The organism is Rhizobium sp. 62_C5_N11_2 (assembly GCF_051811185.1).
Lineage (GTDB): Bacteria > Pseudomonadota > Alphaproteobacteria > Rhizobiales > Rhizobiaceae > Rhizobium > Rhizobium leguminosarum.
This window is the reverse complement of sequence record NZ_JBPWPW010000001.1, coordinates 1,667,720-1,688,996: the sequence shown is the minus strand read 5'-3', so window position 1 is coordinate 1,688,996 and position 21,277 is coordinate 1,667,720. Positions and strand designations below refer to the sequence as shown.

Here is a 21,277-nt window from a genome sequence, read left to right as displayed (position 1 = left end):
TTCCCACTCGCAAACGCCAACGCTCAAATGCCAGCGCATTGTGGGGAAATGGTGACGTTATCGCATTTCGTCCGGTGCGGCAGTGCCTGTAATGGCGAGTCCCGACTTCAAAACCGACGCGACGGCGTACACCAGCCCAAGTCTGGCAATACTTGATTCTCGGTTTTTATCATTAACAAATCGTAATTCTGGCTGATCTTTACCTTTGTTCCAGTGCGCATGGAAGGAACTGGCGAGGTCGTAGAGGTAAAAAGCGACGCGATGTGGCTCCTGCGACTGGGCCGCCGCATCGACGATACGCGGGAATTCAGCAAGCTTGGCGACGAGCTGCAATTCGGCCGGATCGCCAATGCCTGCAACGGTTTGCGCGAGATTCTCGGGCGAAACATCGAGGTCGGCAAAAGCCTCCCTCGCCTGCCGGAAGACCGACATGCAGCGAGCATGCGCATATTGCACGTAGAAGACTGGATTATCTTTCGATTGTTCCGTCACTTTAGCGAAATCGAAGTCGAGCGGTTCGGAATTCTTGCGATAAAGCATCATGAACCGGACCGAATCACGACCGACTTCTTCGACGACGTCCCGAAGCGTGACGAAATCGCCCGAGCGTTTCGACATCTTCACCGGCTCGCCATTGCGATAGAGCTTGACGAGCTGGCAGAGCAGCACCGTCAGCTTCGCCTTACCGTCCGAAACGCCGCGTGCAACCGCTTCCAGGCGCTTGACGTAACCGCCATGGTCGGCGCCAAGCACGTAGATCATCTCGTCGAAACCACGGTCGAACTTGTTCTTGAAGTAGGCGACGTCGGCGGCGAAATAGGTGTAGGAGCCATCCGACTTGATCAGCGGCCGGTCGATATCGTCGCCCACCTCGGTCGAGCGGAACAGTGTCTGTTCGCGATCTTCCCAATCCTCGGGAAGCTGACCCTTCGGCGGCGGTAGTGTTCCCTTGTAGACGTAACCCTTGAAGGTCAGGTCGTTGATCGCCGTGCGGATCGCGGCCGCACCATTGGCATGCAGGGTTCGCTCGGAGAAGAAGACGTCGTGATGGACGTTCAGCGACGCCAGATCGTCGCGGATCATCACCATCATCGCATCGATGGTGCGATCCTTGACGATCGGCATCCATTGGTCTTCCGGCATGTTGTGCAGACGCACGCCGTAATCGGCGGCAAGCGACTGACCGACAGGCACGAGATAGTCGCCGGGATAGAGACCCGAGGGGATTTCGCCGATCTTTTCGCCGAGCGCTTCACGATAGCGCAGGAAGACGGAACGGGCGAGCACGTCGATCTGCGAGCCGGCATCGTTGATGTAATATTCCTTCTCGACGCCGTAACCGGCAAAAGCGAGCAGGTTGGCGAGCGCGTCGCCGACGACGGCGCCACGGCAATGGCCGACATGCATGGGACCGGTCGGATTGGCCGAGACATATTCGACGTTGACCTTCTTGCCTTTGCCGAGCGTCGAGCGGCCGTAATCGGTGCCGGCGCCGATCATCGATGCGAGCAGCCGCTGCCAGTAGCCGACGGCGAGACGGATGTTAATGAAGCCGGGACCCGCGACCGAGACGTCGGCGACGTCGGCATCCTCTTTCAGCTTGGCGATGATGACGTCGGCCAGCGCGCGCGGGTTGGTTCCGAGCGGTTTTGCCAGCACCATTGCGGCATTGGTCGCCACATCGCCATGGCTCGCATCACGCGGCGGCTCGACGGTGATGCGGCCGAAATCGAGCTCGGATCGCTTTTCCCTGACCAGATCGATCTGTTCAAGGGCGGTTTTGATCCTGGCTTCGAAGTCGGTAAAAAGGTTCATCGCACTCTTCCATGCATAGGCTGTGCCAAAGGCTCAAATCGGCCCTCGGCGTGGGCGACCGCTGCCTATCGCAAATCCGGAGTGTGGTCAAACAACCGCCTGTGGGCGCTGATGGCATAGGTGTCGGTCATGCCGGCGAGATAGTCGCCGACATGACGAGCCTTCGGCGCGTCGGACAGGCCGGCGATATGATCGACCCAGTAATGGCTTTGCATCTCCTTCGGATTGGCCATGTAGGCGGCGAAGAGATCGGTGACGATCTGGGCGGCGCCGGCACGGATGCGCATGATATCCGGATTGCGGTAGATGCGTTTGAAGAGCATCGCCTTGATCTGCTTGTCGGTCTCGGCCATTCCCTCGGAAAAGCTGGCGATAATCTGGCCGGCACCGCGGATATCGGCTGCGCTTTCAGGGCGCAAGAGCGACAGGCGTTGTTGCGCGACGCCGATCACGTCTTCCACCATGCGGGTAATCTGACGGCGCATGATCTCATGGGTGAAGCGGCTGGCCTCCAGATGCGGATATCGCTCCCGCACCTCGGCCATCAGCCCTGCAAGAAACGGGATTTCCTCCAGCATCTCGAAAGTCAGATAGCCGGAGCGCAGGCCATCGTCGATATCGTGGGTATTATAGGCAATGTCATCGGCGATCGCCGCAACCTGGGCCTCGAGGCTGGCATAGGTTGCAAGCTCGAGATCGTGCAGCTCGCAATAATCAAGGATCGGTTGCGGAACGGGACCGCGCGTGCCGACTCCCTCAGGCGTCAGAAGCGGGCCATTGTGCTTGACGAGACCTTCGAGGCTTTCCCATGTCAGGTTGATGCCGTCGAATTCAGCATAACGCCTCTCCAGCTTGGTCACGATGCGCAGCGATTGGGCATTGTGGTCGAAGCCGCCATAGGGCAGCAGCACCTCGTGCAACGCGTCCTCGCCGGTATGACCGAACGGCGTGTGGCCGAAATCGTGCACGAGCGCAACGCCCTCGGCCAGATCCTCGTCGAGCTTCAGGGCGCGGGCAAGAGCGCGGGCGATCTGCGCCACCTCGATCGTGTGAGTCAGCCGGGTGCGGTAGTGATCGCCGTCCTGGGCAATGAAGACCTGGGTTTTGTGCTTTAGCCTGCGGAAGGCAGTGGTGTGAACGATGCGGTCGCGGTCGCGCTGGAAATCGGAGCGTGTCGGGCTGCCGTCCTCCTGATAGAGCCGTCCGCGCGTCGTCCAGGGATCGGCCGCATAGACCGCCCTTTCACTGCTGCCGAAACCCAAAGCACGCGTATCGATCGTCATTCTTCACCGTCATCCTGCATGTTGCCGCATCTGCCCATTGACGCCGCTTATCGCTCTTCATACCTATAGCTCGATGAAACGGCAAAGAGGCGCTTTCTTAACCGCTTCGGCGCATCATCGCCTTTTCGCGAAGATTATGGTAAGTTTCTTTGATATCAGGCATTTGAACATTCAAGTGCCAAAACCCATTCTCTCCGGATCTTGACCCCGGCAGGAGGAAACATGACGGATACAAGTGTAACCCTTTCAGATGCCGCGGCAAAGCGTATCGCTGCGATCGTCGGCGCCGAAGCCGGCAAGAGCGCGTTGCGCGTTTCCGTCGAAGGCGGCGGCTGTTCGGGGTTTTCCTACAAGTTCGATCTTGCCGACAGGGCTGACGACGACGACATCATCGTCGAAAAGAACGATGCCAAGGTGCTGATTGACAGCCTTTCGCTCGTCTACATGGCGGGCTCGGAGATCGACTTCGTCGACAATCTGCTTGGCCAATCCTTCCAGATCAAGAACCCGAATGCGGTGGCAAGCTGCGGCTGTGGCACCAGTTTCTCGATCTGAACGTCTAAACGCACGGACTCCCCATCAAACCGGCCGAAGAATCTCTTCCGGCCGGTTTATCGTCTTGTCCGCCGGTGAAAGACCACGATAAAAGAAGCGCACTAAAGCGCGCTGCATCGACGCTGATTCATGCGGTGCGCTTTAGCTCTTTGTTTTTTGTGCCTGTCGTTATCCCAGAACCGCTGCACACTTCTGGGCGACATGCATGATGCGGAACGGGACAGAGCCATGAAGATCGCGACCTGGAACATCAACGGCGTCAAGGCGCGCATCGACAATCTCACGCAATGGCTCAAGGATTCCGATCCGGATATCGTCTGCCTGCAGGAGATCAAGACGGTCGACGAGGGTTTCCCGCGGCTGGAGATCGAGGCGCTCGGCTATCATGTCGAAACGCACGGCCAGAAGGGCTTCAACGGCGTCGCGATCCTCTCCAAGAGTACACCTTTCGAAGTCAACCGCGGCCTGCCCGGCGATCCGCTGGACGAACAGGCGCGTTTCCTCGAAGCGGCGTTCACGCTGTCCGACACGCGCATCCTGCGCGTCTGCTGCATCTACCTGCCGAACGGCAATCCTGTCGAAACGGAGAAATATCCCTACAAGCTCGCCTGGATGGAGCGTCTGCGGACGTTTGCAGCCGAACGGCTAGCCTATGAGGACATGCTGGTTCTTGCCGGCGATTACAATGTCATCCCGGAACCGCACGACTGCTTCGATCCCAAGGTCTGGGAAAACGATGCACTGTTTCTGCCACAGACGCGGGAGGCGTTTCGCAAGCTCGAAAATCTCGGGCTGACGGATGCCGTGCGCGCGACGACTGATGCGACGCAGTTCTATTCCTTCTGGGACTATCAGGCCGGCGCCTGGCCGAAGAACAACGGCATCCGGATCGACCATCTGCTGCTGTCGCCGGAAGCCGCCGACCGGATGACATCGGCTGCGATCGAAAAACATGTGCGGGCCTGGGAAAAGCCGTCCGACCACGTGCCTGTCATCGCTTATTTCGATTTCGCGGGCTGAGCGTCCAATCGGCGCTTAGTCGTCGGAACCGCTCGCGATGGTGTGCGAGAGGGATACCGCCGTGCGGCGGTCGGCCTCGTTCGCAACCGAGAAGGCCTGCTCCTGCAGCGCTTCCATCCAGCTGCAGTCCTTGGGCTTGCAACGGTCGAGTGCTGCCGTCATCAGGGCCAGACCGCGGGCCGTCTGGCCTTCATCGAACAGAATATTGCCGAAGACCGCCATGGCGCCGGGATGGCCGCTCTTGCGGGCCTGGTTCAGCCATTTCTTGGCTTGCTGCGGGCTGGCATTGCCGCCCTCGCCGGCCAGCATCATCTGCGCCAGCTGGAACTGCGCCTCGGGGACGCCAAAGGTTGAGGCCACCTGAAAATAAAGCTGGCGCGCCTGGCTGAGGTCGATCCTGACCGGACTGCCGGCAATGCCATGCTTGTAATAGCTGGCGAGCGAGAGCAGCGCGTTGACGAAGAAGCCCGTATCTTCCGAGCCAGGTTCGACGCCCTGCTGGGCAATCTCGCTGTAGATCTTGAAGGCTTCGAAATCGTCCTGCGTGACACCGTCACCGTCGGCATACATGTTGGCGAGCGCCCAGCGCGAACCGGTGTGGCCCTTTTCGGCGGCGTATTTATAGGCTTCGACCGCTTCTTCCTTCTGGCCGTTCTTATAGGCTTTGAAGCCGAACTTGAAGAGATCGAAGGGTCCGGATTCCTTGCTGACGCCACCTTTGATGTCGAATGCGCGGCACGGACCGGACAGCGCCAGTGCTACGGCTATCGACATGCCCATCAGCATGAATTTGAACAGTTTGAACTCGGACGTCACCATTTCAACCGATTTCTTTCGCTCATCTCAGGCAGGCGGCAACGGCGCTCGCACCGTGCATCCCGCGGATGTATTTCTTCGAGGCGAGCGATCCCGCGGCGAGCTCCATGGCTCCTTTACCCGCGTCGCATCCAGCCCACTGGCCCTTTCTCAAAGGCGATATTCTCAGCCCATCCTTCAGAACCACCCGGCTCCCGGCATGGCTCGACTGCAATCTCCGTGGCACTCTTTCGGTAGGTGCGGTATTCGCCTTCCCGCCTTTATCGCATTCGTAAACAGTAAATGTGACGAAACCGGTATCGACATTTTCGGCAAAGCCGGGCTGCTCATCCGAGCGGGTCGAAAACAGCGACAATGAACGGATCGACGACTTCATCGCGAGGCCGGATTGGCGGCCGGAACTGCCTTGTTCGGAAAGCGAAACGACCGCAATCGAACGAATGTCGCCAATCGCGCCGTACGATCTGATGTACCCGGAAAAAAATCGACCCATGCTACTATTTACACGCACCGTACGCCTGCCATCTCCTCGCCTGCGAATAGCGCTGCGCCCTCTTTGTGGCGGGAAATGGACAAATTCGCCCTGCCGCCACCATACGCCAAACGTCGTAAAAATGTGTTGCTGAATCGTCACAAATTGGAACGTCGATTTGTCTTGCCAACGCCCAAAGAAAAGCCCGGCGAACTGCCGGGCTCTAAGACTTCTACTTGGGCAGCAAGATCAGAACTTGACCTTTACGCTGGTGGAAAGGGCCGCCAGCAGATCGTCGCCGAAGGAATAGGAGACGTCGTTGCCGTAGGTCCGGCCATTATACACGTAGGTGCCGGATTCTCCGCCGGTCATGATGCCGAGCGCGCCGGCCAGACGCCACTCGACATTCTCCACCGGCGTATAGGAGACACCTGCGCCGAGCGTCCATGTGTCGGTCTGGGCGCCGTAGCCCTGGCTCGTGCCGCGATCCCAGGTCAGGCTGAGGGCGCCAGCCCATTGCTCGTTGAACTTGTGGCCGACGCCACCGCTGATCGTCCAGCCGTCGCGATAGAAGAGATCGAGCGAGGTGAGCTGGCTGCTGGCGGAGCAAGCGACGACGCCTTTGGTGGCCTTCGGGCAGAAGGCGATCGACTGCAGCACGCTCCAATTCGTCCACTTGACCGAACCGAAGGCGAGCCAGTCGGGCGCAATGCCGCTCTGCAGCTTGAGTTCGACGGAATCCGGCGCCTCAGCCGAACCATAGACCGGCGTCACGACGCCAAGGTAGGGATTGGCAGGATTGGCGGCCTTCGGCACCTCGGTCAGGTCGACCGTGCCGGTGAGATCGTCATACTTGACCTTGCTGTTGTAGACCAGGCTGGCGCGGAAGGCATATTCCTCGATTTCGTAGGCGATGCCCGCCCGCCATCCCATGGCCTGGTCGGCAAGATCCAGACGGCCGGTGCCGTCATAGACCAGCGCGGCCGCCCCTGTGATCGGCGCGACGAGGCGTGTCTTGAAACCATCGACCGTCTGATAGAAGCCGCCGCCGATCAGGCGAAGCTGGCCGGGGCCCATATCGAAACGATAGGAGCAGGTGGCGCCGTAGTTGCGGGTGCTGATCTTTGTTTCGATGTTGTCGTTGACACCCAGCCAGTCGGCGCCGGGATTGGTGTGTGCGCCGAAGGGTGTCGAAAAATCGCCCATACAGTCGATGGAGTCGCCGAAACCGACCTTCACCCCGAGATAGGGGATCCAGTAATCCTCAGTATCATCAGCCGTGGTCGAACCTCCGCCAATGCCGTTCGTGCCGAGGCCATCGGTGGGATCGGTGTCCTTGACGTTTTTCAGCTTGCGCTGCGGCATGACATAGGTCGCGCCGGACTGGACGGCGAACCTCGAATTGTCGAAGAGAAGGTCGATATTGTATCCGCCGCGCTCCAGACCGCCGGCGAAGGACGGCGATGCAAGCGACGAAAGAAGAACGAGCGATGTTATGCCCTTGGAAAACCTACGAGATGCCATTGTGTCTCCCCCACTCCAGCAATTGATGTGACCCCACTCTAGTAAGTGTTCGCGTTATATGGCAACGCGCCCCACGGCAGCGCTCCCAGGCATTGCAGTGGCTAACTTACGTAAAGAAATTGACGGACACGTCAAAAAACCTGGTTAATAAAATTTTATTCCAGACCTATCGAATTTCAGGTGGGCTTTTGGGTGTTCATTCCAAACATTGCAGAAGCTGTATCAATCCGACAACAGTGGCAGTTTTCGCCCGCTGGAGCTTCGCATGAGAGCAATCCACAGGATGAAGTGCTGAAAATGCGCCGTTTCACGCGCGAACCGGACGAATCACAACAAAAAAGACGCGCCCGCGGAGGGCGCGTCTTTGAAATAACTTACCAAAATGGGTCCGTGAAACTTACCCGGCTTCGCTCACCCTGGAAAGAGCGGTCCTCAGGCTTGCGATCTGCCCCTTCAGTTCCTCGAGACGATCGCGCTCGGCCTCGACCACTTCGGGATTGGCGTTGGCGACGAACTTCTGGTTGGAGAGCTTGCCGTCGATGCGGGAGATCTCGCCTTCCATCTTGGCAATCGCCTTTTCGAGACGGGCCTTTTCGGCGGAAAGGTCGATCAGCTTGCCGAGCGGCAGGCAGATGGTCGCTTCAGCGACGACGATCTGAGCGGCACCCTTGGGCGCATCGTCAGCCAGCGATATCGCCTCGACGCGCGCAAGGCGCTTGATGGCGGCGTCGTGGCGGAACAGCCGTTCACGCGTCAGGTTGTTGGCCTTGACGACGACGAGCGGGGCTGTCGCCGACGGCGGCACGTTCATTTCAGCGCGCACCGAGCGGATGCCGGAGACGAGGTCGATCAGCCAGTTGATCTCGTCGGCCGCCCCGTCGTCGGCATAGGACGGCGCGGGCCATTCGGCATGGCAGACCAATGTGTCGCGCTCTTTGCCTTCGCCTGCCGTATGGGCCCAAAGCTCTTCGGTCATGAAGGGCATGAAGGGATGCAGCAGCTTGTAGATCTCCTCGAGAATATAAGCGCTGCAGGCCTGGGCTTCCGCCTTGGCGCCCTCGTCTTCGCCATTGAAGACCGGCTTCAAGAGCTCGAGATACCAGTCGCAGACCTCGTTCCAGACGAAACGATAGAGCGCGCCGGCGGCATCGTTGAAGCGGAAGGCTTCGAGTGCTTCCGTTACGTCACGTTCCGTACGGGCAAGTTCGGTCAGGATCCAGCGGTTGATGGTGAGCTCAGCCGCCTCGGGTACGAAATGCGGGTCGCTCTTTGCCCCGTTCATTTCGGCGAAGCGCGTGGCGTTCCAGAGCTTGGTGCCGAAATTGCGGTAGCCGGCGATGCGGGCCGGATCGAGTTTCACGTCGCGGCCCTGCGCCGCCATGATTGCCAGGGTGAAGCGCAGCGCGTCGGCGCCGTATTCGTCGATCAGTTCCAAGGGATCGATGACGTTGCCCTTCGATTTCGACATCTTCTGCCCATTCTTGTCGCGCACCAGCGCGTGGACATAGACGGTCTGGAAGGGCTCGACCGGTTCGCCATCCTCGTCCTTCATGAAGTGCAGGCCCATCATCATCATGCGGGCAACCCAGAAGAAGATGATGTCGAAGCCGGTGACAAGAACGTTGGTCGGGTAATAACGCGCCAGCTCCGGCGTCTCGTCCGGCCAGCCGAGCGTCGAGAAAGGCCAGAGTGCCGAGGAGAACCAGGTGTCGAGCACGTCCTCGTCACGCGTCAGGATCTCGCCCGGCTTGAAGTTTTCGAGCAGGTCCTCGACATAGGCCTTCATCGGCCCCTCATGCGAGAGGTAATGCTGGATCGCCGCCTGCAGCGCCTCCTCCTCGGTCTTTTCGACGAAGACCTGGCCGTCCGGGCCGTACCAGGCGGGAATCTGGTGACCCCACCAGAGCTGACGGGAGACACACCAGGGCTGGATGTTTTCCATCCATTCGTAATAGGTCTTGTCCCAGCTCTTCGGCACCATCTTGGTGCGACCTTCGCGGACCGAGGCGATCGCCGGTTCGGCGAGCGTCTTGGCGTCGACATACCATTGTTCGGTCAGCCGCGGCTCGATCGGCACGCCGCCGCGGTCGCCGTGCGGTACCATGTGCTTGTGCGGTTCGATTTTGTCGAGAAGGTCGGCCTCTTCGAAAATCTCGACAATGACCTTGCGCGCATAGAAGCGGTCCTGCCCTTCCAGGCGGTCCCAGGCGCCATGCAGCGCCGCCGGATTGTCGAGGCCTTCGAGGAAATCCTCATTGTCCTTGATGGTGATCGTGCCGTCGATATTCAGGATGTTGATCGAGCGCAGGCCAGCCCGCTTGCCGACGTCAAAGTCGTTGAAGTCATGCGCCGGCGTGATCTTGACGGCACCGCTACCTGCCGTCGGATCGGCGTAGCTGTCAGCAACGACCGGAATGCGGCGGCCGACGATCGGCAGGATGACATGCTTGCCGATGATCGACTTGTAACGCTCGTCCTCCGGATTGACGGCAACACCGGTATCGCCCAGCATCGTTTCCGGACGCGTGGTGGCAACGACCAGATAGTCGCGCGTTTCCCATTCGGTCGGCTTGCCTTCCTCGTCGAAAGCGATCGGGTACTGGTAGGTGACACCCGGCTCGAGCGGATAGCGAAGATGCCAGAGATTGCCCTTGATCTCATGCTGTTCGACTTCAAGATCGGAGATCGCCGTCAGCAGCTTCGGATCCCAGTTGACGAGGCGCTTGTCCTTGTAGATCAGCCCTTCCTTGTAGAGCGTGACGAAAACCTCGAGAACGGCCTGCGACAGGCCCTCGTCCATGGTGAAACGTTCGCGCGACCAGTCGCATGACGCACCCAGACGCTTCAGCTGGTTGAAGATCAGGCCACCCGATTCCCCCTTCCATTCCCAGACCTTGTCGATGAAGGCTTCGCGGCCCATGTCGCGGCGGCTGGGCAGCTGCTGTTCCATCAGCTTGCGCTCGACGACCATCTGGGTGGCAATGCCGGCATGGTCCATGCCCGGCTGCCAGAGCACGTCCTTGCCGCGCATGCGCTCGAAGCGAACCAGGATGTCCTGTAGCGTGTTGTTCAGTGCGTGCCCCATGTGCAGCGAACCGGTGACATTCGGCGGCGGGATCACGATAGTGAAGGTCTCCGCTCCGGGCCGGGCGTTCGCACCGGCACGGAAGGCATCCGCCTCGTCCCATTTCGCGGCGATTTTCGGTTCGACGGCGGCGGAATCATAGGTCTTGTCGAGCATTTTATGACCAATTTCGAGGTTCGAGGGTGGCGTTTGTAAATAGGATGGTCACGGCCAAGTCAATAAAAAAGCCGCCCCGGAGACCGGAGCGGCTTTTCAAGAAAAAGCAATCCGATCAGCGACGCGGGCCGCGTGCCACGCGCTCGATTTCTTCGCGCACCAACCGCTCGACCAGTGTCGGCAGATTATCATCAAGCCATTCGCGCAGCATCGGGCGCAGCATGTCCTCTGCGATCTCGTCCAGCGACCGGCGCTCTGCGCCGTCGATTGCCGCGGCGAGCTCCTCGAAAGAGCGGCTGATCTGCAGGCCGGCATCCTCCGAAAGCAGCGTCGGCTGGACCTCGTCCAGAACGCTCGGCAGGAAACGCTCGGTCGACGACTGAGCGGGCTCCATAGCCGGTGGCGCTGTTTCGACGGCAGGCGCCGGCTCGGCGACGGCCACCCCAGGCGTTTCCGCAAGCACCGGCTCGGCCGGCTGCTGGATCGCAACATGCTGAACGGGCGCTGCGGCAGCGGGGAAAATAGGCTGTGGTTGCGGTTGCGGTGCCGCGGCGCGCGGCGGTTCCGGCATCACGGCCGGCTGCGGTTCGGGCTGGCGGAAACCGCTCGGAATTTCGCGCAGGGCTTGACCGGCCTGCACGGCGCTGCGCTCGGAGGCGGCGCGCACGCGGGCGGCGACATCGGCAAGCGACAGGGCGCGGGCCGGTACTTCTGCTTCGGGGGCGGTGCCGGCCGAATTGGCGGCGACGAAACGCGGATCGGAGGAGCGCATGACCGGTTCGGGGAATTCCACGCCGGCATAGGTGTCGTCGACCGTCAGATGAATTTCGGAGCCGTTGTCATCCTCATCGGCGCCGTAGACCGGCGGCAGGGATGCGGAAATCGCCTTGCCGGCGCCGGGCTCATTGCTTTCGATGATCTGGCGGATGGAGGCCAGAATTTCTTCCATGGACGGTTCACGCGCTACACTTGGCTGAGCCATTTCTATCCCCGTTATCCCAAAACAACGACCGGATGGTGTGGAGCATTCATCCGAATCACCACGACCTTAGAATACCCCAGGCGTGAAAAAAATCATCGCGAATCAAATGAATGCCGCCATGCACAGTTTTGTTACCCAATGTTTGCCACCCGCAAAGCCTGTCGCGATTTTGCTGCGGCGACATCCATGAAACAGAACTTGAAGCGCACGGCCTCTATCCAGTCCGCCGTGGTCGCGTCAGCGTAAATGATGTTTGTGAAGGCTTTCCAGCGGCATTGATAAAAAACGGGCGCCGATGGCGCCCGTCGCTGAATTTCGTCGATAAGAACGATGTCAGAAAACGAATTCACGCGCCTTGGCGAAACCCGGCAGCGGCTTGACCGAGGCATTGAAGAAGACATTTTCCGAAACAGCGCCGCGCTCGGCGACGAAGACCTTGGCGCGGGCAGCATTGCCGTAACCTTCGACCGTGATCAGACGGCCACCATCGCGCAATTGACCGAGAAGAGTTGCCGGAACCTCTTCGACGGCGCCGTTGACGAAGATCAGGTCATAGGGAGCGCCGGCAGCGTAGCCATTTTCGAGCGGGCCGGTCACAACTTCGACCTTGGCGTATCCGGCAAGCTGCGTCTTCGCCTCGGCGGCGAGCGCCTCGTCGCATTCGAGCGCGATGACGGAGCCGGCAATGATCGACAGCAGCGCCGATGTGTAACCCGTGCCGCAACCGACTTCGAGTACGAAATCATCCTTGGTGATCGCGGCCAGCTGCAGCAGCTTGGCGAGTGGCGACGCCTCCATCAGGAAGCGGGCCGGCTTTCCCGGTGCGGCGGCTGAGATCTCGACATCGTTGTCGATATAAGCCAGCAGCTTCGCCTTCTCCGGCACGAAAGTCTCACGCGGCACCGTGAGAAACGCCGTCAGCACGGAATGCGAGGTAACGTCCGTCGTGCGAACCTGGGTATCGACCATCTTTGCGCGCGCTGCTTCGAAATCCATCATGTCCTCTCGCTCTTAAAAAGCGGTTCCTGTCCCTCGTCTCTTAATCTCCACCACGGATGCTTTCAAGGCTTGGCAGCCGCAGGCGGAAAGAATCCGGCCGGCGCCTCTTCCGTGCCACAGGAGACAGGATGGACGCTGCAACTCCAGCGTGGAACCTTCCGCCCCTTCATGTTATGATTTGCAACGGAGGAAATAGGAGGAGCAGGCCATGTCTGCGATTTTCGAATATTTCACGCTGTTCGATTTTTTCATCGTCGCAGCGCTGATTGGCATATTCTGCTGCGGGCTGCTGGACGGCGAAACGACCTGGAGGCGATAGGGCGCCGAAGCGCATTCGGAGATATCCCCCGCATCGCGGCTGCGGCAATTCATGTCGGCGGGCGCAGGTCTGACATGCGTTCTTTCCCTTTGAAATCCAGCCTTCGACAGCCGCATGCGCATTAACGTTACATCAACCATTTTATTGCTGCGCCCTCGCCTTCCGCTATGGGTGTGCGCATGCAAACCTTTCTGATCCAATCGCGCGGCATAGAAGCGCTTCACTACAACGCCGATGCCCGCCTGCTGCTGATCAAATACAGCAGCGGCGACATTCGCAGCTTCACCCGCATTTCGCCGCAGGGCATGCGACGGCTGCTCGGCGCCGGCCCCGAAATCGATGACGGGCCTGAACTGAGCGATCTGGAATATCAGGCGGAAATCCGCAAGGGCGGCCTGAGGGCGCTCTACCGACTCACGGGAATCAATCCGTCACAGTTGGATTTTTCGCCCGGCCAGCGGATCTGGTAGCATCGCAAAGGCCGATGCCGACCGCTGCGCCAGCGGCGTTTCACATTGATTCTATCATGTGGAAGAATGTTGGAGGCCTCGCCCGGAATTGAACCGGGGTACAAGGATTTGCAGTCCTCTGCGTCACCACTCCGCCACGAGGCCTCACGCGCTCGTTATCTGAGCCGTGGCGAGCGTTTAGAATGATCGTAAGGAAATCGCAAGAGGGCATTTCGGAAAAACGCCATTCCGCAGCTGGTGAAACGAGCATTTTTCCATCCCCAAACGGAGTGGGCGCAGGCTGGAATTTTCACGGCCGTGACGATGCCCCATTTCCTGCCAATGATTGCATTTGAAGCAAATTCTTGACTTGACTTCGATCATCGTCCGGGCCTCAATTATCCTCGGGAGGGTATAGGAGCTTGCGATGGATTGGGCTGCCCTCAAATCGAAGCACGTGCATGCGGCATTCGATGCCGAAACCCGGGATCTGCATGTAAAATTCCCAGGTTCTCCGCCGGTGAAACATGCAAATATTCCGCTGCACGTCTACCAGAACCTGCTGGAAACGGATGATCCGCACTTCTATTACAAATACTATATAGCGCCGTCTCGCGTATCACCGGGCCGCCGACAACCGGTCTCCGTGGCATCCTACGCAGTAAAGCTCGTCCTTCTCCTTGCCGCTTGCAGCTTGTTGCTGGCGACCAGCCTCGATCCGGACCATGGCGGGGTTTTCGAGGAAAGCGAACTCAGATCCAACTAGACGCGAATCTGGATGAGCTGCGCCCCCAGCCCAATCTCCGGGCCTGCGACAAGGCGGCTGGTTCCGGCGTCGAAATTGTCGCTCCTGTTCTGAGAACGGTAGCGCCGATTGTCCCGCTCGCGGTCGTTCCTCCCGTCGCGCTCATTCCGGCCGTTGAAATTGCGATAGTTTCGAGGTCCGCTATTGCCGCCTTGGCCGTGATCGACCACGCAGCCTTCAGGACGGCGACAGATGCCGCGAGCGTCAAAACCGCCGCTGTCTACTTGGGCCTCGGCGGAAATGGCTGAGAGAACAGCCGCTGCCGACAGGGCGACAACAAAAAATGCCTTCATTTCCTCACCCGGACCATCGTGACGCAATTTTGCGTTTTACATTCGATAAACCACGAAAGCGAAAAGCGATCCACAGTTCCACACCCACCTTGCCCATCAGCCAGCCGGGTTTCGCCGCCTGTGCCACCAGACAGCCAGCCGCCGCCGAAGCCGGCGCGCGAACGGCAGATCATGCGAGAGCACCAGGAAGCCGAGCGGCAGCATCCAGAAGCCGAGAATGGGCAAGAAACCCAGCAAGCCGCAGAAAATGAGGGCCACGCCGAGTGCCATCCGCGCGATGCGCGAGCGTGGCATGCCGATGCTGAAGGAGCCGAGCACAAGCCTGCCGCTTGCATGATCGATGCCGAAGCGCCGTGCCCGCGTCTTGCGCTTTTCGCCACCACTTGTCTCACTGCGATCATTCACATTTGTCATTCCCAAGAGATGGGCGCAGGCACCCCAAATACAAGTTCATTTCATTTTTTTGAAAAAACCGCTTGGCAAATCGGGAAAGCGTTTGTATTAGCCCACTCACACCGCGCCAAGCAGTGATCCCTGGTAGCTCAGCGGTAGAGCATTCGACTGTTAATCGACAGGTCGCCGGTTCGAATCCGGCCCGGGGAGCCATTTTTCAAGTAATCGCCTGTTTCGTTGATAAATCCGAAGGCAGGCGTTTTCTTCCCCACTTTCCCTCCCGCTTTTGAATGCTCCCATAAGGGCTTTTCGCGTTGGGCATCGCGGACAACGCGCTTTTTACGACGGGTAGGCATTCGCTGGCCAACCAACCGGCGGCGGTGTAAAGCAAACGTCATGGCGCTAGATCCTGAAAAAGCATTTTTAGATTACAGTGCGGCGGACTGCAGCGTGCAGTTCTGGACCGCCAACGCACCGGCCGTGCAATTCACCTCTTTGGAAGCCGCCGTCAGATTCGCAAAAGACCATGGCGGCAGGTGGGAAGAGATTGAGATAACAGTCCATCTGCCGCGCGAGGACATCGTATTCGCCACCGGTAAAGTGCATCAACTCATTGACGCTTTGCCAGGTGATCTCCGGAAAAAACGGTAATGAGGTGGATTGGCCGTCAATAGAACCGGCTGGCGCGCTGTCGGGCCGTCTTGGCCAATTTTCGAAAAATATCTTGAACTTTCAATAGACGCTTTTTCCGTTCAGCTCAAAGCATCAGCTTGCCTCGCTCGGACCACGCCCGCAGCTCGCGGTCATGCAGCGAAACACATACTCTCGCCACAGCACCTGGATAAGATCACGGTCATGGCTCTCAGTATGGCGATAGGAATCGGAATCGGCGCGGCAGTCGGCCCGATACGGTTCGATGACGCCGCGATCGGCATCACATTCGGTGTCGCGATCGGCGCTGCCGTAGGGGCTGCCATCAAACGGAAATGACGGCTTACCGAACGCCGGCCTGACGCTCCGCCAGATCCCGTTTGCTTGTACGGGCAAAGAGACGACCGCCTCTAGTAGCTGCACGAACGACCGTCGCCGGGTCGAAATCCATCGGCGCAGGCCGGGTTCATTGAATCTCCCGGCTGATATCCTGATGCCGTGCCATAGGAATTCGGTGGTGTCGAGCAGGCCGAGATGATGGCGGCAAGACTGATTGCCCCGGCTGCTACAAATGCCCGAAATTTCTTCATCGATGCCTCTCCAGTTTGGCTGTGACCGAGTGACGAGAGCTTCTGCTCTCTCCTGCCAGGATCACCTTGTCCCTCAAGATATGGCGCTCTCTTCGCCGGACGTCAGCTCCGAACTCGCAAGATTCTTATCGATCTCGATTAGCTCCGCATGAAGATTGTCGATGACCAAACCGGCCGGGAACAAAGACCGTGGTTCAAAGTTGAGTGGCATCAACCACGTAACGTCAGTTTCTGACAGGAGGTCTTTCATGGGTCGCGGTATTCTGCTTTGGCTGCTTGGTGTTCCACTGCCGATCATCATCCTTCTTGCTCTGTTTATGCGATAGGGACGGATCATGTCGGTTTCAATGACAGGTTCCGGAGAGATTGCTACTCCGGTCGAATCCTCCAAATCCGCCATGACATGGGGGCCCATCTTCGGAGGCGCCGCTGCTGCCATCGGCGTGACCCTCATTCTTTTGCTGCTTGGATCCGGGGTTGGGTTGACGATGGTGTCGCCCTGGTCGGGGCAAAGCAGCTCGCTCGGCACGGTCGGGGTGACGGCGGCGATCTGGCTCGTTGTCGTGCAATGGCTCTCCTCCGGGCTCGGCGGCTATATCACCGGCCGGCTGCGCACGAAGTGGGCGGCTGTCCACACCGACGAGGTATTCTTCCGCGACACGGCGCATGGCTTCATCAGCTGGGCGCTGGCGACGATTTTCGTCGCCGGATTTCTAGCCTCGTCGCTGACCTCTCTTGCCGGTGCGGGCGCACAGGCCGTGGGTTCGGCCGCCACCGCCGCAGGTACAGCGGCGTCATCGACGGCATCGGCCGCGGATCTGCCCACCGCCTATTTTACCGACGCTTTGCTGCGTCCTGAACAGGCCCGTGCAGGAGCAACATCCGATGATGCTGCTGCAACGGCTGAGGTCTCCCGCATCCTCCTCAACGGTGCTGCCGCCGGCCAGATCCCGGATGACGACAAGGCCTATCTTGCCACCATCGTCTCTGCTCGCACCGGTCTTTCCGAGGCCGATGCACGCACCCGCGTCGACACTGTGCTGAAGCGCATCGACGACGCCAAGGTCGCCGCCCAGAAAGCCGCCGATGAGGCACGCAAGGCTGCCTCCACCACAGCATTGCTCGGCGCGTTGTCACTTCTGATCGGGGCATTCATCGCTGCTGCCGCCGCAGCGTTTGGCGGTTCGCAGCGCGACGAAGAGGAAGATCTCATCGTTACCTCCCGGATCTAAGATCGACGGAAATCGGGGCGCAGGGTCGAAAGGCCACGCGCCCCTTTATGTTGGGCCTCGGGTCTCCCGTGCTCGACTATCGGCCGCCCCCAGGTGGCCTCTTGCCCAGTTGCGGTTTATTTCGCATCGAGCGGAACATGTGGCCGTTGGGGAGCTTCGGTTAGGTAAAACCCTTTCCGGAGAATATAGATGGCCAAGAAGACCTCTCAAACCTCGCCCTCGGACAACGCAACGATCCATGATCAGAAAGTGCACCGGGGTGCAGGCGGCGAGCTTCATCAGTTTGCCGAAGACGGCATGCCGGTGCTGACCACAGCGCAAGGTGGCCCCGTTTCCGACGATCAGAATACGCTTCGCGTTGGCGCCCGTGGCCCGGCCCTCATCGACGACTTCCACTTCCGTGAGAAGATCTTTCATTTCGACCACGAGCGCATTCCCGAGCGGGTCGTGCATGCGCGCGGTTACGGCGCCCATGGCTACTTCGAAACATACGAATCCCTGGCCGCCTATACCCGGGCCGATCTTTTCCAGCGGCCCGGCGAAAAGACGCCGGCCTTCGTCCGGTTCTCGACCGTTGCCGGCAGCAAGGGTTCCTTCGATCTGGCGCGCGACGTGCGTGGTTTCGCAGTGAAGATCTACACCCAGCAGGGAAATTGGGACCTGGTCGGCAACAACATCCCCGTTTTCTTCATTCAGGACGCGATAAAATTTCCCGACGTTATTCATTCCGTAAAGCCGGAACCCGACAGGCAATTTCCGCAGGCGCAGTCGGCGCATGACAATTTCTGGGACTTCATCACCCTCACGCCCGAAAGCATGCACATGATCATGTGGGTGATGTCGGACCGCGCCATTCCGCGCTCGTTCCGGTTCATGGAGGGTTTCGGCGTTCATACCTTCCGCTTCGTCAACGCAGCGGATGAATCGACCTTCGTCAAATTCCACTGGAAACCGAAACTCGGCCTGCAGTCCGTCGCCTGGAACGAGGCAGTCAAAATCAATGGAGCGGATCCGGATTTCCATCGCCGCGACCTCTGGCAGTCGATCCAGTCGGGAGCCTTCCCGGAATGGGAGCTCTGCGTGCAGCTTTTCGATCAGGACTTCGCCGACACATTCGACTTCGACATTCTCGATCCGACGAAGATCATTCCGGAGGAGATCCTTCCGGTCAAACCGATCGGCCGTCTTGTGCTCGACCGCATGCCGGAGAACTTTTTTGCGGAGACCGAGCAGGTCGCCTTCATGACGCAGAATGTTCCCCCCGGTATCGACTTCAGCAACGATCCGCTGCTGCAGGGACGAAATTTCTCCTATCTCGACACGCAGTTGAAACGTCTGGGCGGCCCAAATTTTACCCATCTGCCGATCAACGCGCCGAAGTGTCCTTTCCACAATTTCCAGCAGGATGGTCATATGGCGATGCGCAATCCTGTCGGACGCGTCAATTACCAGCCGAATTCCTGGAATCAGGGGCCACGGGAATCGCCGGTTCAGGGCTATCGCCACTTCCCGGCCGAGGAGCAGGGTCCCAAGGTTCGGCTGCGGCCGGAAAGCTTTGCCGATCATTACAGCCAGGCGCGACAGTTCTACATCAGCCAGACTCCGCCCGAGCAACGCCATATCGCTGCGGCGCTGATCTTCGAACTGAGCAAGGTCGAAACGCCGGTCATTCGTGAGCGTATGGTCTCGCATCTGATGAACATCGATGAGACGCTGGCCAGCAAGGTTGGCCACGCACTCGGCTTCAAATCGATGCCGAAGCCTGCCGATGCCGCCATGCCGACGCGGCAGGATCTCGAGCCGTCGTCGGCGCTCAGCATCGTCGAGCGCAGTCCGAAGCGGTTCGAAGGACGCAAGCTCGGCATTCTTGTCAGCGAGGGCACCGATGCCGCTATCTTCAAGGCGCTGCTTGCCGAGATCACCGAGCAGAAGGCAACATTCGAAGTGATCGCGCCGAAGATCGGTGGCGTGACGCTCTCGGACGGCAATTGGATCGAAGCACATCAGATGATCGACGGCGGACCTTCGGTGCTTTACGACGCCGTCGCCCTCCTGCCCTCAGCCGAGGGAACCGGCGATCTGCTGAAGGAGGCCACGGCCCGTGATTTCGTGGCGGACGCCTTCGTACACTGCAAGTTCATCGGCTATGTGGAAACAGCGCTGCCGCTCATGCAGAAGGCCGGAATTGCCGATTCACTGGATGAGGGCGTGATTGCGCTCGGAGCAGCAAAAGACGTCACGGCTTTTATCCAGGCGCTTGGCAAACTGCGGGTCTGGGGCCGAGAGCCGTCGGTCAAATTGAACTGACCGTCTCGTCCTCATGTCCGCGAGAGAATGGCTAGTCGTCAGAATAAAACCCGCGGAATGAACTGACCCCCGAAAGTTGGACATCCACCTTCGGGGGTTTTGCATGTCCAATCACAGCCTGGCTTTTAAGCTTTCTGTTGTGGAGTTTTATGAGAAGGGCGAGCGTAGTGCTCGGGAGGTCGGCGCGCACTTCGCGGTAGACCATGGGACGGTTCGCAAATGGGTAGCAAGCTATGAGGCGCATGGGGTTCCAGGTCTTGCGAAGAAGTTCAGCCACTACGATGCAGCATTCAAGCTATCGGTTCTCCAGCGGATGTGGAAGGATGGGCTCTCCTACCGCCAGACGGCGGCGCTGTTCGACATCCGCAATAAGGGTTGCCTTTCGGATTGGGAGCGACGCTACGAGACTGGTGGGATTGATGCACTGACCTCACGCCGCAAAGGAGGGCCCCGATCGATGTCCGAGCCGCCGATCCCCCGGGAGCCGCAAGCTTTGCAGAGCGACGAGGCGAAGAGCCGCGAAGAACTGCTGTCGGAACTGAACTATCTGCGCATGGAGAACGACTACCTAAAAAAACTCGAGGCCTTAACGCGCAAGCAACCAGCGCTCAAAAAGCGCAAGTCGTCCAGGCGTTAAGGCCACTCTATCCGCTTGACGACGTGCTGAAGCTTTCGGGCCTTTCCCGCAGCACGTTCTACTACCGGCAAAGGATGTCGCAGCTGGCCGACAGGCATGCTGCGCTCAAGGACAGGATCAAAGCCATCTTCGAGGCTCACAAGGGCTGCTACGGCTATCGCCGGGTGACGGCGGCGATCCGCCAGCTCGGGCAGACGGTCAATCATAAGACGGTCCAGCGCCTGATGGTCGAGATGGGATTGAAATCGCTGGTACGGCCGAAGAAATACCGCTCCTACAAAGGTGACGTCGGGCGCACAGCCCCCGACCTCGTCAAACGGCAGTTCACTGCGCAGGCAGCCAATCAGAAATGGGTCACCGACGTCACCGAGTTCAAGGTCGCCGGCGAGAAGCTCTATCTCTCGCCGGTCATGGACCTCTACAATGGCGAGATCATCGCCTACGAGACGACCACAAGGCCGGTCTTCAAACTGGTGGAAAGCATGTTGAACAAAGCCTTGAGCCGGCTGGGGAGCAATGACAAGCCGATCCTGCACTCCGATCAGGGATGGCACTACCAGATGCCAGCCTATCAGCGACAGCTTCAAAAATGCGGCATCGCCCAGAGCATGTCACGCAAAGGCAATTGCCTCGACAACGCCGCCATGGAAAGCTTCTTTGCCACTCTTAAATCCGAGCTCTTTCATCCCAATCGCTTCGTCAGCATCAAAAGCCTGAAAGACGGCATCGACGACTACATCCACTACTACAATCATCAGCGCATCAAGTTGAAACTCAAAGGGCTGAGCCCTGTGCAATACAGAACTCAGCCCTTAAATCTAACCAGCCTTTAAACCGTCCAACTTATTGGGGTCAGTTCAGAAACGCGGGTTTTATGTCGTTTGCGGCGCCCTA

The 21,277-nt window shown here is 59.2% G+C and carries 20 protein-coding genes and 2 tRNA genes; 10 read left to right on the top strand and 12 right to left on the bottom strand.

Annotated elements, in window-relative coordinates:
• Positions 1-57: 57 nt before the first annotated feature.
• Together argS and AB8B31_RS08570 are read right to left on the bottom strand one after the other, a co-directional pair.
• Positions 58-1,815, bottom strand: coding sequence for an arginine--tRNA ligase (gene argS / locus AB8B31_RS08575; RefSeq protein WP_018241791.1), 1,758 nt, complete (start codon positions 1,813-1,815; stop codon positions 58-60).
• Between the two features lie 65 nt (positions 1,816-1,880).
• Positions 1,881-3,098: a deoxyguanosinetriphosphate triphosphohydrolase gene (locus AB8B31_RS08570; RefSeq protein ID WP_018241790.1), complete on the bottom strand. Its 1,218-nt coding sequence runs from the start codon at positions 3,096-3,098 to the stop codon at positions 1,881-1,883.
• A 222-nt stretch (positions 3,099-3,320) separates the two neighbouring features.
• On the opposite strand from AB8B31_RS08570, the gene erpA reads away from it, so the two are divergent.
• Together erpA and xth are read left to right on the top strand one after the other, a co-directional pair.
• Positions 3,321-3,653, top strand: a complete 333-nt coding sequence (gene erpA, locus AB8B31_RS08565) for an iron-sulfur cluster insertion protein ErpA (protein WP_018241789.1) — start codon at positions 3,321-3,323, stop codon at positions 3,651-3,653.
• 228 nt (positions 3,654-3,881) lie between these two features.
• Positions 3,882-4,673 (top strand): exodeoxyribonuclease III, encoded by a 792-nt coding sequence (gene xth, locus AB8B31_RS08560; RefSeq protein WP_018241788.1) that lies wholly within the window; start codon positions 3,882-3,884, stop codon positions 4,671-4,673.
• 15 nt (positions 4,674-4,688) lie between these two features.
• Here xth and exoR read toward each other — a convergent pair whose 3' ends face one another.
• The 6 genes from exoR to AB8B31_RS08530 all read right to left on the bottom strand — a co-directional run bounded on the left by exoR (position 4,689) and on the right by AB8B31_RS08530 (position 12,707).
• Positions 4,689-5,492 carry an exopolysaccharide production regulator ExoR gene (gene exoR, locus AB8B31_RS08555; protein WP_003558862.1) on the bottom strand — a complete coding sequence of 268 codons (804 nt, stop codon included), beginning with the start codon at positions 5,490-5,492 and terminating at the stop codon, positions 4,689-4,691.
• 19 nt (positions 5,493-5,511) lie between these two features.
• Positions 5,512-6,123 (bottom strand): hypothetical protein, encoded by a 612-nt coding sequence (locus AB8B31_RS08550; protein ID WP_245275443.1) that lies wholly within the window; start codon positions 6,121-6,123, stop codon positions 5,512-5,514.
• Positions 6,124-6,210: 87 nt separating this feature from the next.
• A complete protein-coding gene (locus AB8B31_RS08545) occupies positions 6,211-7,485 on the bottom strand; it encodes an OmpP1/FadL family transporter (RefSeq protein WP_018241787.1) in 1,275 nt (424 codons plus the stop codon).
• 397 nt (positions 7,486-7,882) lie between these two features.
• On the bottom strand, positions 7,883-10,726 hold the full coding sequence (locus tag AB8B31_RS08540; RefSeq protein WP_018241786.1) for a valine--tRNA ligase: 2,844 nt from the start codon (positions 10,724-10,726) through the stop codon (positions 7,883-7,885).
• 115 nt (positions 10,727-10,841) lie between these two features.
• Positions 10,842-11,708 carry a PopZ family protein gene (locus AB8B31_RS08535; protein WP_018241785.1) on the bottom strand — a complete coding sequence of 289 codons (867 nt, stop codon included), beginning with the start codon at positions 11,706-11,708 and terminating at the stop codon, positions 10,842-10,844.
• Between the two features lie 333 nt (positions 11,709-12,041).
• Complete coding sequence (locus tag AB8B31_RS08530) at positions 12,042-12,707, bottom strand: protein-L-isoaspartate O-methyltransferase family protein (RefSeq protein WP_018241784.1); 666 nt, start codon at positions 12,705-12,707, stop codon at positions 12,042-12,044.
• A gap of 486 nt (positions 12,708-13,193) precedes the next feature.
• On the opposite strand from AB8B31_RS08530, the gene AB8B31_RS08525 reads away from it, so the two are divergent.
• The gene (locus AB8B31_RS08525) at positions 13,194-13,496 is read left to right on the top strand and encodes a hypothetical protein (protein ID WP_018241783.1); all 303 of its coding nucleotides are present in this window, start codon (positions 13,194-13,196) and stop codon (positions 13,494-13,496) included.
• Between the two features lie 70 nt (positions 13,497-13,566).
• On the opposite strand, the gene AB8B31_RS08520 is transcribed toward AB8B31_RS08525, so the two are convergent.
• Positions 13,567-13,640, bottom strand: a tRNA-Cys gene (locus AB8B31_RS08520).
• Positions 13,641-13,902: 262 nt separating this feature from the next.
• Between AB8B31_RS08520 and AB8B31_RS08515 the strand changes: the two genes are divergently transcribed.
• Positions 13,903-14,241, top strand: coding sequence for a KTSC domain-containing protein (locus AB8B31_RS08515; RefSeq protein ID WP_018241782.1), 339 nt, complete (start codon positions 13,903-13,905; stop codon positions 14,239-14,241).
• Here AB8B31_RS08515 and AB8B31_RS08510 read toward each other — a convergent pair.
• Together AB8B31_RS08510 and AB8B31_RS08505 are read right to left on the bottom strand one after the other, a co-directional pair.
• Complete coding sequence (locus AB8B31_RS08510) at positions 14,238-14,573, bottom strand: hypothetical protein (RefSeq protein ID WP_018241781.1); 336 nt, start codon at positions 14,571-14,573, stop codon at positions 14,238-14,240. The two genes, AB8B31_RS08515 and AB8B31_RS08510, sit on opposite strands and share 4 nt — an antisense overlap.
• A 96-nt stretch (positions 14,574-14,669) precedes the next feature.
• A complete protein-coding gene (locus tag AB8B31_RS08505; protein ID WP_018241780.1) occupies positions 14,670-14,987 on the bottom strand; it encodes a hypothetical protein in 318 nt (105 codons plus the stop codon).
• Positions 14,988-15,104: 117 nt separating this feature from the next.
• On the opposite strand from AB8B31_RS08505, the gene AB8B31_RS08500 reads away from it, so the two are divergent.
• From AB8B31_RS08500 to AB8B31_RS08490, 3 genes are all read left to right on the top strand, one after another.
• Positions 15,105-15,179: transfer RNA gene (locus tag AB8B31_RS08500), tRNA-Asn, on the top strand.
• Positions 15,180-15,362: 183 nt separating this feature from the next.
• Positions 15,363-15,617: a hypothetical protein gene (locus AB8B31_RS08495; protein WP_018241779.1), complete on the top strand. Its 255-nt coding sequence runs from the start codon at positions 15,363-15,365 to the stop codon at positions 15,615-15,617.
• Positions 15,618-15,626: 9 nt separating this feature from the next.
• Positions 15,627-15,956 (top strand): hypothetical protein, encoded by a 330-nt coding sequence (locus AB8B31_RS08490; protein ID WP_131586057.1) that lies wholly within the window; start codon positions 15,627-15,629, stop codon positions 15,954-15,956.
• Positions 15,957-16,027: 71 nt separating this feature from the next.
• Here AB8B31_RS08490 and AB8B31_RS08485 read toward each other — a convergent pair whose 3' ends face one another.
• Positions 16,028-16,207, bottom strand: coding sequence for a hypothetical protein (locus AB8B31_RS08485; RefSeq protein WP_018241777.1), 180 nt, complete (start codon positions 16,205-16,207; stop codon positions 16,028-16,030).
• A gap of 335 nt (positions 16,208-16,542) precedes the next feature.
• On the opposite strand from AB8B31_RS08485, the gene AB8B31_RS08480 reads away from it, so the two are divergent.
• The 3 genes from AB8B31_RS08480 (at position 16,543) to AB8B31_RS08470 (ending at position 21,216) form a co-directional block, all read left to right on the top strand.
• A complete protein-coding gene (locus AB8B31_RS08480) occupies positions 16,543-17,439 on the top strand; it encodes a hypothetical protein (RefSeq protein WP_018241775.1) in 897 nt (298 codons plus the stop codon).
• Positions 17,440-17,628: 189 nt separating this feature from the next.
• Positions 17,629-19,746, top strand: a complete 2,118-nt coding sequence (locus AB8B31_RS08475; RefSeq protein ID WP_018241774.1) for a catalase — start codon at positions 17,629-17,631, stop codon at positions 19,744-19,746.
• A gap of 103 nt (positions 19,747-19,849) precedes the next feature.
• Positions 19,850-21,216, top strand: a protein-coding gene (locus AB8B31_RS08470; protein WP_370090368.1) for an IS3 family transposase whose coding sequence is annotated in 2 segments (ribosomal slippage) — positions 19,850-20,327 and positions 20,327-21,216 — 1,368 coding nt in all. Because the reading frame shifts where the segments join, the coding sequence is not laid out codon by codon here.
• The last annotated feature ends 61 nt before the right edge of the window (positions 21,217-21,277 follow it).

Bases quoted from the DNA above. Each gene is read 5' to 3' on its own strand.
- argS (WP_018241791.1), bottom strand. From the start codon at position 1,815: ATGAACCTTTTTACCGACTTCGAAGCCAGGATCAAAACCGCCCTTGAA.
- AB8B31_RS08570 (WP_018241790.1), bottom strand. From the start codon at position 3,098: ATGACGATCGATACGCGTGCTTTGGGTTTCGGCAGCAGTGAAAGGGCG.
- erpA (WP_018241789.1), top strand. From the start codon at position 3,321: ATGACGGATACAAGTGTAACCCTTTCAGATGCCGCGGCAAAGCGTATC.
- xth (WP_018241788.1), top strand. From the start codon at position 3,882: ATGAAGATCGCGACCTGGAACATCAACGGCGTCAAGGCGCGCATCGAC.
- exoR (WP_003558862.1), bottom strand. From the start codon at position 5,492: ATGGTGACGTCCGAGTTCAAACTGTTCAAATTCATGCTGATGGGCATG.
- AB8B31_RS08545 (WP_018241787.1), bottom strand. From the start codon at position 7,485: ATGGCATCTCGTAGGTTTTCCAAGGGCATAACATCGCTCGTTCTTCTT.
- AB8B31_RS08540 (WP_018241786.1), bottom strand. From the start codon at position 10,726: ATGCTCGACAAGACCTATGATTCCGCCGCCGTCGAACCGAAAATCGCC.
- AB8B31_RS08535 (WP_018241785.1), bottom strand. From the start codon at position 11,708: ATGGCTCAGCCAAGTGTAGCGCGTGAACCGTCCATGGAAGAAATTCTG.
- AB8B31_RS08530 (WP_018241784.1), bottom strand. From the start codon at position 12,707: ATGATGGATTTCGAAGCAGCGCGCGCAAAGATGGTCGATACCCAGGTT.
- AB8B31_RS08525 (WP_018241783.1), top strand. From the start codon at position 13,194: ATGGGTGTGCGCATGCAAACCTTTCTGATCCAATCGCGCGGCATAGAA.
- AB8B31_RS08515 (WP_018241782.1), top strand. From the start codon at position 13,903: ATGGATTGGGCTGCCCTCAAATCGAAGCACGTGCATGCGGCATTCGAT.
- AB8B31_RS08510 (WP_018241781.1), bottom strand. From the start codon at position 14,573: ATGAAGGCATTTTTTGTTGTCGCCCTGTCGGCAGCGGCTGTTCTCTCA.
- AB8B31_RS08505 (WP_018241780.1), bottom strand. From the start codon at position 14,987: ATGACAAATGTGAATGATCGCAGTGAGACAAGTGGTGGCGAAAAGCGC.
- AB8B31_RS08495 (WP_018241779.1), top strand. From the start codon at position 15,363: ATGGCGCTAGATCCTGAAAAAGCATTTTTAGATTACAGTGCGGCGGAC.
- AB8B31_RS08485 (WP_018241777.1), bottom strand. From the start codon at position 16,207: ATGAAGAAATTTCGGGCATTTGTAGCAGCCGGGGCAATCAGTCTTGCC.
- AB8B31_RS08480 (WP_018241775.1), top strand. From the start codon at position 16,543: ATGTCGGTTTCAATGACAGGTTCCGGAGAGATTGCTACTCCGGTCGAA.
- AB8B31_RS08475 (WP_018241774.1), top strand. From the start codon at position 17,629: ATGGCCAAGAAGACCTCTCAAACCTCGCCCTCGGACAACGCAACGATC.